We start from the raw sequence: 13,736 nt of genomic DNA on the forward strand, positions 1-13,736 counted from the left end.
TGTGATATTGTTGCGCCAGAAATTTGAATGCAGCTGTGTTATGAAAAAAACCGTTTTGATCCCGTTAATAGCCACGGGCGCATTATTCGGCTGTCAGGAAGCGAATCAGTCACAAGGCAAAGATACATCTGCGATCGAACAAAAAGTGCAGCAGCCTTTATGGGCAGGAGCTTACAGCGGAACGACACCATGTATGGGCTGTCACTCACGCTGCGAAGAATGTCCCGGCATGGCAGTCGACTTGGTTTTAAATCAAGATCAGACTTATGAGCTGCGCCGTGAAAGCTTAAGCGGTCATAATGAGGTGGAAGTGCTAAAAGGCCGACTACTTTTTAAAAATGCTGAGCAAACCCAGTTGGAATTGCTGAATGTAAAAAGCCGTAATTTAATTTATGTCGATTTAGATCATCAAATGCTGGAAATCAGAGAGGATCAAACCGCGCAGCCGTATGCCGCGCAAGATGATTTTTTGCTTGAATTGGCGACAGCTTAATCATTTTAAGCTGCTTATATAATTTTGAATTGAGTCGTCTTTACCATTGCACTTGGCCATGGTAGAAAGATATCTATATTCAAAACCATATAAAGCAATGATTAAAAAAGAATTATCAATAACTGAACTGTTTGCCGTTTTATCTGTAGTTGCGTTAAGTATTTCGGTGCTTTCAAATGCCTTTTTTTATTATTCTTTAGATGCGCTATGGGTGATGTCTATATTATCACCCACGTTTTATATTTTTGAAATTATCAAAGTTACAGTCATTTTGTTTGCTGCAATTGCGGTTGTCGGCGGATTAATAGCTTTATATAAATTTTTATTAAAAAAATGGCAGATTTTGAAGCCCAAGGCTAGATATAGGCTAAATATACATGGTGATAATTTAGAGTTGAAGCAAAGTGTAAAGTCGAGTGAAAAAAGATTTGAAGTAGGCCAAATTGTTTTTATTACGATAGTTACAACAATTGGCGCAGTCACTTTATTTCATTTTAAATGGATCGGCTATACTTCTGTTTTATGGTGTGCTGTATTGGTTGGAAGCATCCTAGCCTTTCTCACAGACCATAAGATACATAAAGATCAAAGTTTAAAAATCATTGTTTTTACAATAATCGCACTTTTTGCCACTTGTTACTCAGCGCAACTAAAACTCAATGGGATTCAAAATTCGCCCGTAGCCTTTTTGAAGTCTCCAGACAAAAATACATGGTACGTTTTAGATGGATTTCAGGACAAAGTCATTCTTTTAAGTCAGGCCGAAAACAAATCAAATATTAAAGTGGTTAAATTTGACGAAATTGATCGAATTAGTCCCATCAACTGAGATCTTCATTCACTCTTGGCTAAAAAAACAGTATCCTTATGCATGTGAAAAGGAGCATACATGTATCAAGTACTTGCGCGAAAATACCGTCCCCGCAATTTTAATGAATTGGTTGGTCAAAACCATGTTTCCCGTGCCTTAACGAGCGCGTTGGAACGCGGCCGTCTGCACCATGCCTATTTATTTACGGGTACACGCGGTGTCGGCAAAACCACGATTGCGCGTATTTTGGCGAAGTGCTTGAATTGTGAAACAGGGGTAACCTCTACACCGTGTGAAGTGTGCGCAACATGTAAAGCCGTCAATGAAGGCCGCTTCATCGATTTAATTGAAATTGATGCGGCGTCGCGCACCAAAGTTGAAGATACCCGCGAACTTTTAGATAACGTTCCGTATGCGCCGACTCAAGGCCGCTTTAAAGTCTATTTGATCGATGAAGTGCACATGCTTTCTACGCACTCTTTCAATGCTTTATTGAAAACTTTGGAAGAGCCGCCGGAACATGTGAAGTTCTTATTTGCGACAACTGATCCGCAAAAACTCCCGATTACCGTTATTTCGCGCTGCCTGCAGTTTACTTTGCGGCCCTTGGCGGTAGATGAAATTACCGAGCATTTGACTCATATTCTAAATCAAGAAAGTATTCAGTCCGATCAAGATGCAATTTGGCAGATTGCTGAATCTGCGCAAGGCTCTTTGCGTGATGCATTGTCTTTAACCGATCAGGCGATTGCCTACGGCCAAGGCGAAGTGCATCATCAAGATGTCAAAGAAATGCTGGGTTTAATTGACCGTACCATTATTTATGACTTAATCGCGGCTATTCATCAAAATCAGCAAATGCGAATCAGTGAATTGCTCATACAGTTCAGACAGCAGGCCTTAGATGTATCCTTGGTGCTGGATCAGCTGATTTCGACATTGCATGAATTGGCTATGCTGCAGTACTTGCCGAATCTAAGCTTAAAATATAGTGCAGAAATTAATGCCAAAATTATGCAGCTTTCGCAATTGGTCTCTGCGCAAGATTTACAGCTGTATTATCAAATTGCCTGCAAAGGCCGTGCAGAACTGCAAATTGCGGTGACGCAAGAGCAAGGTTTTGAAATGTGCGTGCTGCGCTTGCTGGCATTCCGTCCGATGCAGCCCAATGAACGCTTGGTTTCAGCCGCGCCGCAGCAAGTGCAGCCTGCTTTTGATTCACAGAGTCTTCCTGCTTCAGCACAGCGGCCTGTTCAAGAAGCGCCTCAATCTGCAGAATCAGAGAATGGCGGGCAAGCGCAGAATATACAGCTGCAGGACATTCAAAAAGATAGTCCATCGCCCGAAATGCAATCTGCTCTTACCGCCATTGACTCATCAGATGCTTATCTTGATGACGAATATGCGGATGAAGAGGATGCCGACAGATATGCTCAGCAGCCAGATGAGCCTTCTTCAGATGATTTCTTGGATGAGCCGGAGCAAGATCAAGTATCGGGAATTGCTGCGCAGACATCGAAAGACCAAATTGTTTTTGATGCCAGCGGTGATGATGCGCTATTTGGATTAGATCAGGATGCTCAAGCTGATCAGACAATAGCGCAGGCAAGTACGGATGACTCACTATTTGAAGCGATTGCGCCCTTAGATGATTTTACACTGCAGGTTACAGATTCTTCTGCGCAGCAAACAGCTGAATCAACTCCAGCTGATATGCCTGAATCGGATTTAACGGATGTGCAGGATACTGCTGTTTCATCAAATTTAAACCATGAAAAACCTCAATCAGCTCAAGCTGTGGCTGAGCAGCCTGTCATTCCTGCTGAATCATTGAGTGCACCAGCTGCTTCAAACCTTATGCCGCAGGATATTTTGAAGCTCCAGCCGCAGCAATTGGAAGGTGAGTGGACAGTAGATAAGTGGGAGTATTGGTTCAGAAGCAGTGAATTATCTCCTGCTTTACAGGAACTCGCGCAGCATGGCCTAATGATGGGTGAAATTGACGGCAAGTCAACGTTTCATATTCCGCAAAAATATGAGCGCCTAGTGACACAAATGCAGCATTTGCTTGAACAAGCGCTGCACTTGCAATGGCCTTCAACACACTTTGATGTGAAATATGAAGCGCTGGAAGAGCTTACGCCCTATGCATTGCAGCATGAACGAAAGGGAAAAGCTTTTCAGCGCGCTTCTGAGCTTCTGCATAGTGAACCCGTCGTAAAATCCTTATTAACGGCTTTTGACGGTAAGCTGGAAAATATTCAGCTTAAATAAGTTCAGTTTTGGGTGTTAAGTAGTGATTTAAAGCATCCCGCATTTCAGCTGGAATCGGGGTGCTTTTCCGTGTTTGGCGGTCTACAAAAACATGTACAAAATTCCCCTGCGCCGCAGGATCATTTTGTCCTTGTTTAAAAATGGCAAGGTCATAAGTCAAGGATGAATTACCAATTTTAGCGATGCTGACACCCACTTCAATCATTTCCGGGTAGCTCAATTCCTGCATAAAATTGCATGAAGAATTCACCACCAAGCCAATGATGGGTGAATCTTTTAAATGAAATCCAGCTTTTTGAATAAGCAGCGCATTTGCGGCGGTATCAAAGAAGCTGTAATACATGACGTTATTGACATGGCCGTACATATCATTGTCTGACCAGCGGGTTTGAATGGGAAAAGTGAATTTAAAGTGCTGTCTTTGTTTTGCTTGATGCTTCATTGTTTTAACTGCAAATAATTGTGCATTCTGTTGTACTGAATTTTAGCTGGGCATTCAATAGAAAATAAAAAGATCTTCAGTGCGAATATAAAAAAGCCATTCAAATATATTGAATGACTTTAAGAAGCAAAAGGTTAAAGTATTAATTAAAAACGGTAGCCAATACCGAGATAAGTCACAACCGGATTGATTTCGATTTTACTGCGGCCTTCAAGAATTGTGTCACGTGGAATGTTTGCGCCAATGATTTGAGTATTGCCGATGACATTTAGTTTTGCTGTTGTAGATAGATGCGCATAGCTGACAGATGCTGTTCCAAACCAGTTTTTGGTGATATTTACATCTAAACCAGCTGTAACAACTGGCGCAAAAGCATCATCGACTTTAATTTTGCCTAACTCGGGGTTCAGTAAAGCACCAACGAGAGGGTTGCGATTTTTTAATTCATTATTCACTGCAGGATCTGCTTCAACATTGCTGAAATGCGCATACATAACGCCGCCGCCTAAATAAGGGCGAATGCGGTTTTCAATTGAACCAAAATGATAGCGTGCAGTAACTGTCGGAGTATAAGCATCGGTGGTCGCAATTTTATTAAATTGATCGAGCTGGGCTACTGTTCCCACCACAGGAAGTGAAATATCTCCTTTGCCTGACAGTTCCATTTCAGGAGGAGCGCCTAATACTAATTCAAGTGAAACATGATCATTGACAAAATAATCCAGCATTAAGCCAGCTGTATCAGCATCTTGAACTTCAAAACCTGCACCAGGAGAAGAAGCTTGCTGTGCGCCTAAAACAGGAGTTAGGGCAGTGGTATTGCCGCTGACACCTTGTTTTTCACCTTGCGGCATGATGTGCAGCCAGCCGGCTGACACGCCCCATGTTTTGCCATCAGTGGTTGCTGCCTGTACTGCAGGCACAGCACAAATCAACGCAGTGAAAGGTAAAATTGTTTTGAAAATTGTATTCATCTCATGGTTCCCTGTTTATTATTTTGGGATTTCCTGAATTCCACTGGAAACCCTCTGCAATAAGTTTAGGTGTTTTTTCACACAAAATAATCATTAAATATAGAAAAATTACATTGTAAGTATGATTTTTTTAAAGCGTATTAAAACTATTTTTTAAATAAATTAGTGCTTTATATTTTATGTTTATTCTAATGTTTCTATAATTGTTTGATTTTTTAAAGAATAATTCTGGATAATCAATTGTTTAAAAAATAATCATTATTGATTTAATAATGTGATAATAATCACATTATTAAACTCTTGAAATTACAAACTATTCATATATTGATGAATAAATATGCAATGCATCAGCTTTAGCTAAAATTTTAGGGTTGTTTTGCAGCAGGCGGGTTTGCAGCATTGCATCGTCTGCAAGCTGTTCAAGCTTATTTTTAGGCACATTTAATTGACTCAGTTTCAAGGTTAACCCACTGTGGTCCAAATGGTTTTGCATATGATCAATAAATAAATCACATAGGCCATCTGTGCAGCCGTTACTGTAGGGGTCCAGCCATTGCATCAGTTCTGCGTAATGCTGCTTAGCTGCAGGCGCATTGAATTTCATGACTTCTGTCAGCACCAGCGCATTGGTATGGCCATGCGACAGATGAAAATGACCGCCCAAAGGGTAAGCTAAAGCATGTACAGCGCCTACAGGCGCATTGGCAAAGGCTTGACCAGCCAGCATAGATCCTTCCAGCATATTTTGCCGGGCTTGCAAATCGGCTCCATCTTTGAGCACTAAAGGTAAATTTTTATTCAGCAGACGCAATGCCTGTTTAGCAAGCATATCGGCATAGGGATTCTTCTTGATTTTAGATGTATAGGCTTCTATGGCATGTACCATGGCATCAATGCCTGTTGCAGCCGTAATCTGCAGCGGCAAATTTTTGGTAAAACTGGCATCTAAAATGGCTGCATCGGCATACAGTACGGGGGAAACTATACCGGTTTTGGTTGTTTCGCCAGTCGTGACTATTGAGATTGGAGTAACTTCTGAGCCCGTTCCCGCAGTTGTTGGGATTAATATTAATGGCAGTCTTGGCCGTTTTGCATTGCCGACGCCGTATAAATCCTGCAGCTGCTGTGTTTGTTCAGAATGGCCTAAAACTGCAATGACTTTGGCTACATCCAGCGAACTGCCGCCGCCAAAACCGAGCACTAAATCAATTTTTTCATCTTTGGCAAACTGTACGGCATCCAAGACTATATGTTCTGCAGGGTCTGCCTGCACATTGGAATAAATAACATAGGGCTGACGCTGTGATTCCAGAATTTCTAAAATTGGCAAATGCAGCTGATGCTGGATCATGCCGGGGTCAGTTACCAGCAGCACCCGTTTAGGCTGAAATTCATTGAGCAGAGTTTTCAGTTCAAGAATTGAACCAAGTCCGGAAATAATGCTGCTGACGGTTTGAAACTGAAAATTACTCATGGCCTTATCCTTATTTTTTATACCTAAATGAACATTATTCTTGAGACTTGATATAGGATTCATCTGCTAAATAACTTAACATAAGATGCTTGAAATAGAAGTAGCATTGAGGTTGTTATGTCATCCCAAACGCCCTATAAGGTGTTGTGTGTGTGTTTAGGCAATATTTGCCGTTCTCCGACCGCGGAGATTTTACTCAGACATTTTTGTGATGAAGCGAACCTGAATGTTGTCATCGATTCTGCTGGAACCAGCAATTATCATCCGGATAAAGCGCCTGACAGCCGCAGTCAGCTGCATGCAAAACAACGCGGCTATGATTTATCAGCCTTGCGCGCCCGTCAGCTTATACTTCATGACTTTATCGAATTTGATTTAATTCTAGCGATGGATTATGAAAACTTGGACAATATTCAGCAGATGATGGGGGATGCGCAGAAAGAGTTTGGCGCGTCACAAATTCGCGCCGCGGTTTCTTTGATGAGCCAGCACGATCCAAATTATCTGCAGCAGGAAGTGCCAGACCCATATTATGGCGGTCAAGATGGATTTGAGCATGTGCTGAATCAATGTGAATCCAGCAGTCAGGCTTGGGTTGAGATATTTCAGAAACAATTTTCACCTCAGTTTAATCAGCAAGCGGAGCAATAAGGTTTAAGTCATGAATATTCAAACGCAAGTACAGCTTAAGCCTTTTAATACGCTCAGTTTAGATTCAGTCGCATCACATTACGTCAAAATTCAAAGCGCGGATGATTTGCCCAAAGCGATTGATTACGCTAAAAAGCAGGGTCTGAACCTGCTGATTTTATCTGGCGGCAGCAATATGCTTTTGCCTGAACAGATACATGCGCTTGTTTTACATATGGATATTCAGGGCATTGAGGTCACGGCAGAAGATGCTGTAGATGCTGCAGTCCGTATTGGCGCTGGTCAGATTTGGCATGATTTTGTTTTGTGGACAACAGCGCAAAGTCTGTTTGGCCTGCAAAATCTAGCGTTAATTCCAGGCTTGGTCGGTGCATCTCCGGTGCAGAATATTGGCGCTTACGGCGTAGAAGCAGGTGAATTTATTCAGTCGGTGCATGTGTATGACCGTTATGAAAAATGCTTTGCAGATATCGATGCATCAGATTGTAAATTCAGTTACCGCCACAGCATTTTTAAAGATGATCCTAACCGCTATATCATTACGCATGTCACTTTTAAATTGCTGAAATCTGCGGATTTAAAACTGAATTATGGCGATCTGAAAACAGCTGTGGGAGATAACTTGACGGCGGAAAACTTACAGAATCAAGTTATCCAGATTCGGCAAAGTAAATTGCCGGACCCGAAAGAATATCCGAATGTCGGCAGCTTCTTTAAAAACCCGCTTATCAGTCAAAATGAATATGACCAAATTGCGCTTAAATTTCCGAATTTGCCCCATTATCCTCAGCCAAATCATCAGGTTAAAATTGCGGCGGGCTGGCTGATTGATCAGGCGGGCTGGAAGGGCAAAAAATTGGAGATGGTAGGCATGTTCCATAAGCAGGCGCTGGTTTTGGTGAACTATGATAATGCGGCATTGCATCATGTGCGTGCAGCTTATCAAGCGGTGCAGCAGGCTGTGTTTGCAAAATTTAATATTGCTTTGGAGCCAGAACCTGTACAGTTTGATCAGGATGGGTTGATTTGCTCACATTAAAATGGCGTCAGGACAAAACATGAAGAAAAAAACGTATTGGATGGTTCGATTGGTGCAAATAGCCGCTGTGCTGTTTGCGCTATTGGCCTGTCTGATGGTTTTTATCTATACGCCGTTTTATTCGCAGCTGATTGTCAAAGGGCTGAACTATTTTGTTCCTGTAGAGGTGAATGAAGTGGCTGCCAAAAGTCAGAAACAGGCGTCGCTGAGCGATCAGGACAGTTATGAACCGGGTTCTGATATGTGGATTGCACGTCAAGCGTATTTAAAAGTAATGGAAGAGGCAATTCAGTCAGATAACTCTCAAAATCTGACTTTGATTCAAGCGCGCTACAAAGAGCTTCAGAAGATCATTGAAGAAGATCAGCAAAGGGAAGCGGATGAAAAAGAGATTCCAGCTGTGCCTTTGCTGGCGGGCCCTGCGGCCTCTGAAGCCAGCATGGAAGATGCGCCGAATCCAGCGCAAAAAGTGAAAGATCTTTTGGAGCTGAACAGTTCTGAAAATAAAGAACTGATGGCGCAATATATAGATTTTCTCAAAACCCATAAGATTGAACAGGCGGCATCAGAACCGGTTGATGAGCAAATTTTTAAAGACATTGCTTTAATACAGGATCAAAATAAGCAGAAAAAAGATACTAAATCAGAACCTTATGCCATTATTGTGCTGGGCGGCGGTTTAACTTTAGATAAAAATGGCAAAGACATTATTGTAAATAATTATACGCGGTTGCGTTTGGAAACCACGCTGGCGGTAGAAAAGCAATACCAGCTGCCTATTGTGCTGAGCGGGGTAGAAGCGCCGTATATGCAGAGCTGGTTAAAGCAGCATAATGTGGATGCAAAATTATTGGAAGACCGAAGCATGAACACATGTGAAAACACGCGGTTCAGTTCATTGCTTTTGCAGAAAAAAGGCGGTGCGCCAACAGTTATTTTAATTACTGACCGTTACCATATGCCGCGTACGCGCCGTCTGTTTGCTTTGAATGGTATTGAGACTATTCCTATAGAAGCGCCAATGCCGTCTGTAATGACAAGCTGGCAGCCAAGTGAAAAAAATTATGACCATAGCCGCCGCGCGAATTATGAAATGCTGGCAACCATGCGTGATATGTGGTTTGGCACTGAATGCCGAGAGGTGCCTTAATGGCTGATATTCCTTTTTTGAATCCGACAATTTTAAAACAGCTGGATCTTCCTGTTCCTAGCCGGGAAACCACGCCTTTGCTGTTAGAGCAGCTGAATCTTAATCAGCCTTATGCGCCGTCTCTGGAAATTCAGTCTTACCGGCGGCTGTATGCTTTGGACAGCTTGAACTGCGAGCATTGGCAAGGCTATATCGAAATGCCATTGTTCAAACTGCATGTGCAGATTTTTCAACCTAAATTGAATTCCCCTCAAGATAAAGTAAGGGGCACTGTATTTTTACTGCATGGCTATTTAGAGCATAGCGGTATCTATCAGCCGATTATCCGTGAAATTTTAGAGCAGGGCTTCAGTGTCCTGACCTATGATTTGCCGGGGCATGGCCTGAGCAATGGTTCGCCTGCCAGTATTCAAAATTTTGATCATTATCAGCAAGTGCTGCATGCAGTTTATCAATATGTACATCTTGCAGATCAGCTGCCTCAGCCTTGGCTGGGCATTGGCCAAAGTACAGGCGGGGCTATTTGGCTGCATCATTTGCTGGAGTTTGCAGAACGCCGTGAAAATCCATATGTGAATCGCGTACTATTGCTCTCACCATTAATCCGTCCAGCCAAGTCGGCATGGTGGCATAATTCTGTTGGCTTGGGCATCATCCGTAGAATCAAGCGTGAAGTGCCGCGGCATTTTAGACGCAATAATCATAATCCGGAGTTTTTACGCTTTGTGCGTTTAAAAGATCCGCTGCAGCCGAGAATGATGGGGATGGACTGGATTTTGGCCATGTCTAAGTGGATGCAGGAAATGGAAGAACGGCCAGCTTGCCGTATACCTGTGTGGCTGGCGCAAGGAGCGCAAGACCAGACTGTAGACTGGCGTTATAATATTGAATTTATCCGCAGGAAATTTCGCCTGCAGACCTTATTGATGCTTGAAGAAGGCTCTCATCAGCTGATTAATGAGCGGGCAGACATCCGAGCGGCATTGACGGGACTAATTCCAGCGTTTCTGCATGCACAGAGCGGGAAAGGCTATTATTGATGGTCTGCCGATTCAAGAAATGAAATGACTTTCAATAAAAAAGCAGCCTATTGGCTGCTTTTTTATTGCTGGATTAAAATTTATCGGCAGAGGCTAAATTCCACATGCGGAAATAAAAGTTTTCTTCATCTTTATTTTCGCAATGCAGCAGTTCACCGGGATTCAGCCAAAAATGCAGCTGAGCATAGTTTTTGATCTCGCGGTCATTGATCCGCTGCGCCAAATGATGCGCTTTAATGTCGGCAGGGTGCAGTAAGCCAGCAGAGGCGATGAGCTCAGACAAACCGTGCATGGTATTGCGGTGGAAGTTGAATACGCGCATTGACTTTGACGGGATATCAATTGCTTTTTGCCGGTCTTTATCTTGCGTGGCGACACCGACAGGGCATTGATTGGTATGGCAGCTCTGCGCTTGAATGCAGCCGACAGCGAACATAAAGCCGCGCGCAGAGTTTACCCAGTCTGCACCAATTGCCATGGTGCTGGCAATATCAAAAGCGCTGATGATCTTGCCGCTGGCGCCGACTTTTATCTGGTCGCGCAAGCCTGCTCCAACTAGGGTGTTGTGTACAAACAGCAGACCTTCACGCAACGGTGTGCCGACATGATTGATCAATTCAATGGGTGCTGCGCCAGTGCCGCCTTCAGATCCGTCAACCACAATAAAATCAGGTACAATTTTGGTGATAAGCATGGCTTTTACAATGCTCATAAATTGCCAAGGCTGACCGATGCAAAGTTTAAACCCGACAGGTTTTCCTAAGGACAGTTCGCGCAGCTGCTGAATGAAATGCATCATTTCAATCGGATTGCTGAAAGCGGAATGGCTGGAAGGTGAAATACAGTCATGTTCACGGCTGACACCGCGGATCTGTGCTATTTCTGCAGAAATCTTATTTTTAGGCAAAATGCCGCCATGGCCCGGTTTTGCACCTTGCGACATTTTAATTTCAATCATTTTAACCTGCGGCAGTTTTGCTTGTTCAGCGAAACGTACAGGGTCAAATTGGCCATCGAGGGTGCGGCAGCCGAAATAGCCGCTGCCCAATTCCCAAACAATATCTCCGCCATGTTCTAAATGGTATGGGCTGATGCTGCCTTCGCCGGTATCATGATAAAAATTTCCCAGTTTGGCGCCTTTGTTTAAAGCGCGGATTGCATTGGCGCTTAAACTGCCAAAACTCATTGCGGAAATATTGAAAATAGATGCGCTGTATGGCTGACTGCATTGAGCGTTCCCAATGGTGATGCGGAATGTGTCCGTATTTGCAGGCGGGCAAGGGGTAATTGAATGGGTCATGAAGCGGTAATCTTCCTGATACACATCAATAATAGAACCAAAAGGCTTATCTGCATTTTCATTCTTTGCACGCTGATAAACCAGACTGCGCTGCATACGTGAAAATGGCAGGGCATCCTGATCGGATTCTATGAAATATTGACGGATTTCAGGGCGGAATTCTTCAAAGATAAAGCGGAAATGCCCCATGATCGGATAGTTTTTTAAGATGGAATGTTTGTTTTGCAGTAAATCATATAAACCCAAAAGGCTGAGCAGTGCCGTAATCAGCCAAATGCTGTTCAGCAATGTTTCAGGGATGAAATAATGAATGTAGCGCGGTTCATAGCCAATATGAAAAAGGGTAATGAGCAAGGCAATAAATATGCAGGCAAACCAAATAGAATGGCGTGAAAAAAAAGTATTCAGCAATTTATGGCGTATGGCTTGTGAGTTATCTGGCATTATGCTGTGTTCTTCCTGAATGCTGATGATCAGACTATAAATGTGTCAAGATAAAAAATGAAGCAGAAGCATTCACTTGTTAACGCATTGCAGCAATTCTCAAAGTATTGAGGCTGTTAATAAGGGCAGATTCGGCCAATTTTGTGTTCAACCTGTATAAGTAAATGAGAGAATCAGCTAAAAATAATAAGAGATATAGAATGCAAATCTTATGATTTCACATCTCGAAAGAAAAGTCCTAAATTAAAAGGACATTCACAGCAAGAGGGTTAAATGATGACTAAAAAATCCATACGCTATAATCATGCAGAATTGGCTTGCCGATGTATGCGCTGAGTATGGCGGCTGAGATAGGCATGCAGCATTTAGTGCGGGCACAGGCATTGCATGCTGCATATTACAGGGCACCTAGCAAAAAAATCACAAAAATATTCTAAAAAATTATAGTCCCGTATTGTTGGGACTTTTCTTTTTGCAATTCATGCTTAGTTTTAAAGCGCATGATTTTTATAGATGGATGCATCTCAAAATTTGCTGTAGGCATTTGGCTGAATATAGCCTGTCTTTATGCAGGCTCTATTTGATTGACAGCATTGGAAACTTCGGCAGGTTCAATCTTAACAATGCGCTTGCCAAAGCTGCGGAGCCACCAGACCAGCTGCGAAGTATAAGGTACATCTGCGGATACGAGGCTGAAACCGTCTTCCAGTTTTTCAATGGTTTGGTCTTTGCTGAGTTGTGTTTCCTCAAAATAGTAAGCTTCCTGATCTTTCATGAGCAGTTTGAGATGGACATTCTCAGTTGGCTTGCTGAAGTCAACACGGAAGCCGAGCGCGCCTGATTCAATATAGGCATCAATATCAAAATTGACTGGATGCAGTGCACGGGAATTAAGCACAGAGGCAAATTTAAAGCGGTGCAGGGCAAAGGTCTGAATATCGGTTTTATCATGGCGCGTGCAGACCAGATAAATGATTGCGCCCTTTTGCACCAGTGCTAGCGGGTTCAAAATATAGGTTTTTTCTTCGCTTGCTGGGCCGCGGCCTTGATAAATGCATTCTAATTGCTTGTCCTGCAGCAAGCCTTCGTAAATCGCTTGCTGAGCAGGTTTCTCAACCAATGGCGGAATTAAGGGCTGTGTAGCCGGAACAATGCGTACACGGTTAATCCATTGGCGTACATTATTTTGGGTTGAAAGGCTGTGTCTGGCTAAATCAAACCAAGGATTCATTTCTTCAATCAGGCTGGGCGGCAGCAAATGTTTCAGATGCTCTTCCACCATCATGAACGTGACGGCCTGCGAGCTGGTCATATGCGGCAAGCTTTGAATAGGAGCATCAGAACGCCAGCGCCAGCCTTGAGGGGATGTTTTACTGCTTTCAATCGGAAAGCGCTGCGAGATTTGATTCAAATCACGCTGAATGGTGCGCAGGCTGATGTCGATGCCCTCACGAATTAAAATTTCCTGCAGCTCACGCGTACCCATCCACTTGCCAGCGGAGAGCCGTGAAAGAATTTGCCACTGCCGGTAGAGGCTATTCGATGTTTCTTTTTCTTGTGAGGACATAATCAATGAAAGTGCTTGGGTAATTTAAAAAATAATCGATATACACAATATGAAATCTATAAATCAAGCGCAAGTGT

General features: G+C 43.0%; 12 protein-coding genes. 7 read left to right on the forward strand and 5 right to left on the reverse strand.

The features are described from left to right. Nucleotides 1-40: 40 nt before the first annotated feature. Genes AZH43_RS06900 through dnaX form a run of 3 tightly spaced genes read left to right on the forward strand, consistent with a single transcriptional unit; the run spans nucleotide 41 to nucleotide 3,578 of the window. Nucleotides 41-493 (forward strand): copper resistance protein NlpE N-terminal domain-containing protein, encoded by a 453-nt coding sequence (locus AZH43_RS06900; protein ID WP_067668033.1) that lies wholly within the window; start codon nucleotides 41-43, stop codon nucleotides 491-493. A gap of 58 nt (nucleotides 494-551) precedes the next feature. After that, nucleotides 552-1,322: a hypothetical protein gene (locus AZH43_RS06905; RefSeq protein ID WP_227509793.1), complete on the forward strand. Its 771-nt coding sequence runs from the start codon at nucleotides 552-554 to the stop codon at nucleotides 1,320-1,322. A 60-nt stretch (nucleotides 1,323-1,382) separates the two neighbouring features. Next, on the forward strand, nucleotides 1,383-3,578 hold the full coding sequence (gene dnaX, locus AZH43_RS06910; protein ID WP_067668036.1) for a DNA polymerase III subunit gamma/tau: 2,196 nt from the start codon (nucleotides 1,383-1,385) through the stop codon (nucleotides 3,576-3,578). On the opposite strand, the gene AZH43_RS06915 is transcribed toward dnaX, so the two are convergent. The 3 genes from AZH43_RS06915 to AZH43_RS06925 form a co-directional block, all read right to left on the reverse strand. Beyond that, nucleotides 3,571-4,020, reverse strand: a complete 450-nt coding sequence (locus tag AZH43_RS06915) for an acyl-CoA thioesterase (RefSeq protein ID WP_067668039.1) — start codon at nucleotides 4,018-4,020, stop codon at nucleotides 3,571-3,573. The genes dnaX and AZH43_RS06915 overlap by 8 nt on opposite strands. Before the next feature lie 146 nt (nucleotides 4,021-4,166). Then, the gene (locus AZH43_RS06920; protein ID WP_067668042.1) at nucleotides 4,167-4,994 is read right to left on the reverse strand and encodes an OmpW/AlkL family protein; all 828 of its coding nucleotides are present in this window, start codon (nucleotides 4,992-4,994) and stop codon (nucleotides 4,167-4,169) included. Nucleotides 4,995-5,307: 313 nt separating this feature from the next. After that, on the reverse strand, nucleotides 5,308-6,468 hold the full coding sequence (locus AZH43_RS06925) for an iron-containing alcohol dehydrogenase (protein WP_067668045.1): 1,161 nt from the start codon (nucleotides 6,466-6,468) through the stop codon (nucleotides 5,308-5,310). A 117-nt stretch (nucleotides 6,469-6,585) separates the two neighbouring features. Between AZH43_RS06925 and AZH43_RS06930 the strand changes: the two genes are divergently transcribed. From AZH43_RS06930 to AZH43_RS06945, 4 genes are read left to right on the forward strand one after another with little or no spacing between them, the layout of a single operon-like run. Beyond that, nucleotides 6,586-7,119, forward strand: coding sequence for a low molecular weight protein-tyrosine-phosphatase (locus AZH43_RS06930; RefSeq protein WP_067668048.1), 534 nt, complete (start codon nucleotides 6,586-6,588; stop codon nucleotides 7,117-7,119). A gap of 10 nt (nucleotides 7,120-7,129) precedes the next feature. Then, a complete protein-coding gene (gene murB, locus AZH43_RS06935; RefSeq protein ID WP_067668051.1) occupies nucleotides 7,130-8,158 on the forward strand; it encodes a UDP-N-acetylmuramate dehydrogenase in 1,029 nt (342 codons plus the stop codon). 19 nt (nucleotides 8,159-8,177) lie between these two features. Next, entirely contained in the window at nucleotides 8,178-9,308 is a 1,131-nt protein-coding gene (locus tag AZH43_RS06940; protein ID WP_067668131.1) for a YdcF family protein, read from the forward strand. Then, the gene (locus tag AZH43_RS06945; protein ID WP_067668054.1) at nucleotides 9,308-10,348 is read left to right on the forward strand and encodes an alpha/beta hydrolase; all 1,041 of its coding nucleotides are present in this window, start codon (nucleotides 9,308-9,310) and stop codon (nucleotides 10,346-10,348) included. Before AZH43_RS06940 ends, AZH43_RS06945 begins: the two co-directional genes overlap by 1 nt. A gap of 73 nt (nucleotides 10,349-10,421) precedes the next feature. Here AZH43_RS06945 and AZH43_RS06950 read toward each other — a convergent pair whose 3' ends face one another. Both AZH43_RS06950 and AZH43_RS06955 read right to left on the reverse strand, forming a co-directional pair. Then, on the reverse strand, nucleotides 10,422-12,092 hold the full coding sequence (locus AZH43_RS06950) for an FMN-binding glutamate synthase family protein (RefSeq protein WP_067668057.1): 1,671 nt from the start codon (nucleotides 12,090-12,092) through the stop codon (nucleotides 10,422-10,424). Nucleotides 12,093-12,657: 565 nt separating this feature from the next. Next, nucleotides 12,658-13,659 carry a helix-turn-helix transcriptional regulator gene (locus AZH43_RS06955; RefSeq protein WP_067668060.1) on the reverse strand — a complete coding sequence of 334 codons (1,002 nt, stop codon included), beginning with the start codon at nucleotides 13,657-13,659 and terminating at the stop codon, nucleotides 12,658-12,660. Between the last annotated feature and the right edge of the window lie 77 nt (nucleotides 13,660-13,736).

The sequence above is a fragment of the Acinetobacter pragensis genome (genome assembly GCF_001605895.1).
Classification (GTDB): domain Bacteria; phylum Pseudomonadota; class Gammaproteobacteria; order Pseudomonadales; family Moraxellaceae; genus Acinetobacter; species Acinetobacter pragensis.

Excerpts from the sequence above, each read along its gene's own strand:
- AZH43_RS06900 (WP_067668033.1), top strand. The coding sequence starts at position 41 with ATGAAAAAAACCGTTTTGATCCCGTTAATAGCCACGGGCGCATTATTC.
- AZH43_RS06905 (WP_227509793.1), top strand. The coding sequence starts at position 552 with ATGGTAGAAAGATATCTATATTCAAAACCATATAAAGCAATGATTAAA.
- dnaX (WP_067668036.1), top strand. The coding sequence starts at position 1,383 with ATGTATCAAGTACTTGCGCGAAAATACCGTCCCCGCAATTTTAATGAA.
- AZH43_RS06915 (WP_067668039.1), bottom strand. The coding sequence starts at position 4,020 with ATGAAGCATCAAGCAAAACAAAGACAGCACTTTAAATTCACTTTTCCC.
- AZH43_RS06920 (WP_067668042.1), bottom strand. The coding sequence starts at position 4,994 with ATGAATACAATTTTCAAAACAATTTTACCTTTCACTGCGTTGATTTGT.
- AZH43_RS06925 (WP_067668045.1), bottom strand. The coding sequence starts at position 6,468 with ATGAGTAATTTTCAGTTTCAAACCGTCAGCAGCATTATTTCCGGACTT.
- AZH43_RS06930 (WP_067668048.1), top strand. The coding sequence starts at position 6,586 with ATGTCATCCCAAACGCCCTATAAGGTGTTGTGTGTGTGTTTAGGCAAT.
- murB (WP_067668051.1), top strand. The coding sequence starts at position 7,130 with ATGAATATTCAAACGCAAGTACAGCTTAAGCCTTTTAATACGCTCAGT.
- AZH43_RS06940 (WP_067668131.1), top strand. The coding sequence starts at position 8,178 with ATGAAGAAAAAAACGTATTGGATGGTTCGATTGGTGCAAATAGCCGCT.
- AZH43_RS06945 (WP_067668054.1), top strand. The coding sequence starts at position 9,308 with ATGGCTGATATTCCTTTTTTGAATCCGACAATTTTAAAACAGCTGGAT.
- AZH43_RS06950 (WP_067668057.1), bottom strand. The coding sequence starts at position 12,092 with ATGCCAGATAACTCACAAGCCATACGCCATAAATTGCTGAATACTTTT.
- AZH43_RS06955 (WP_067668060.1), bottom strand. The coding sequence starts at position 13,659 with ATGTCCTCACAAGAAAAAGAAACATCGAATAGCCTCTACCGGCAGTGG.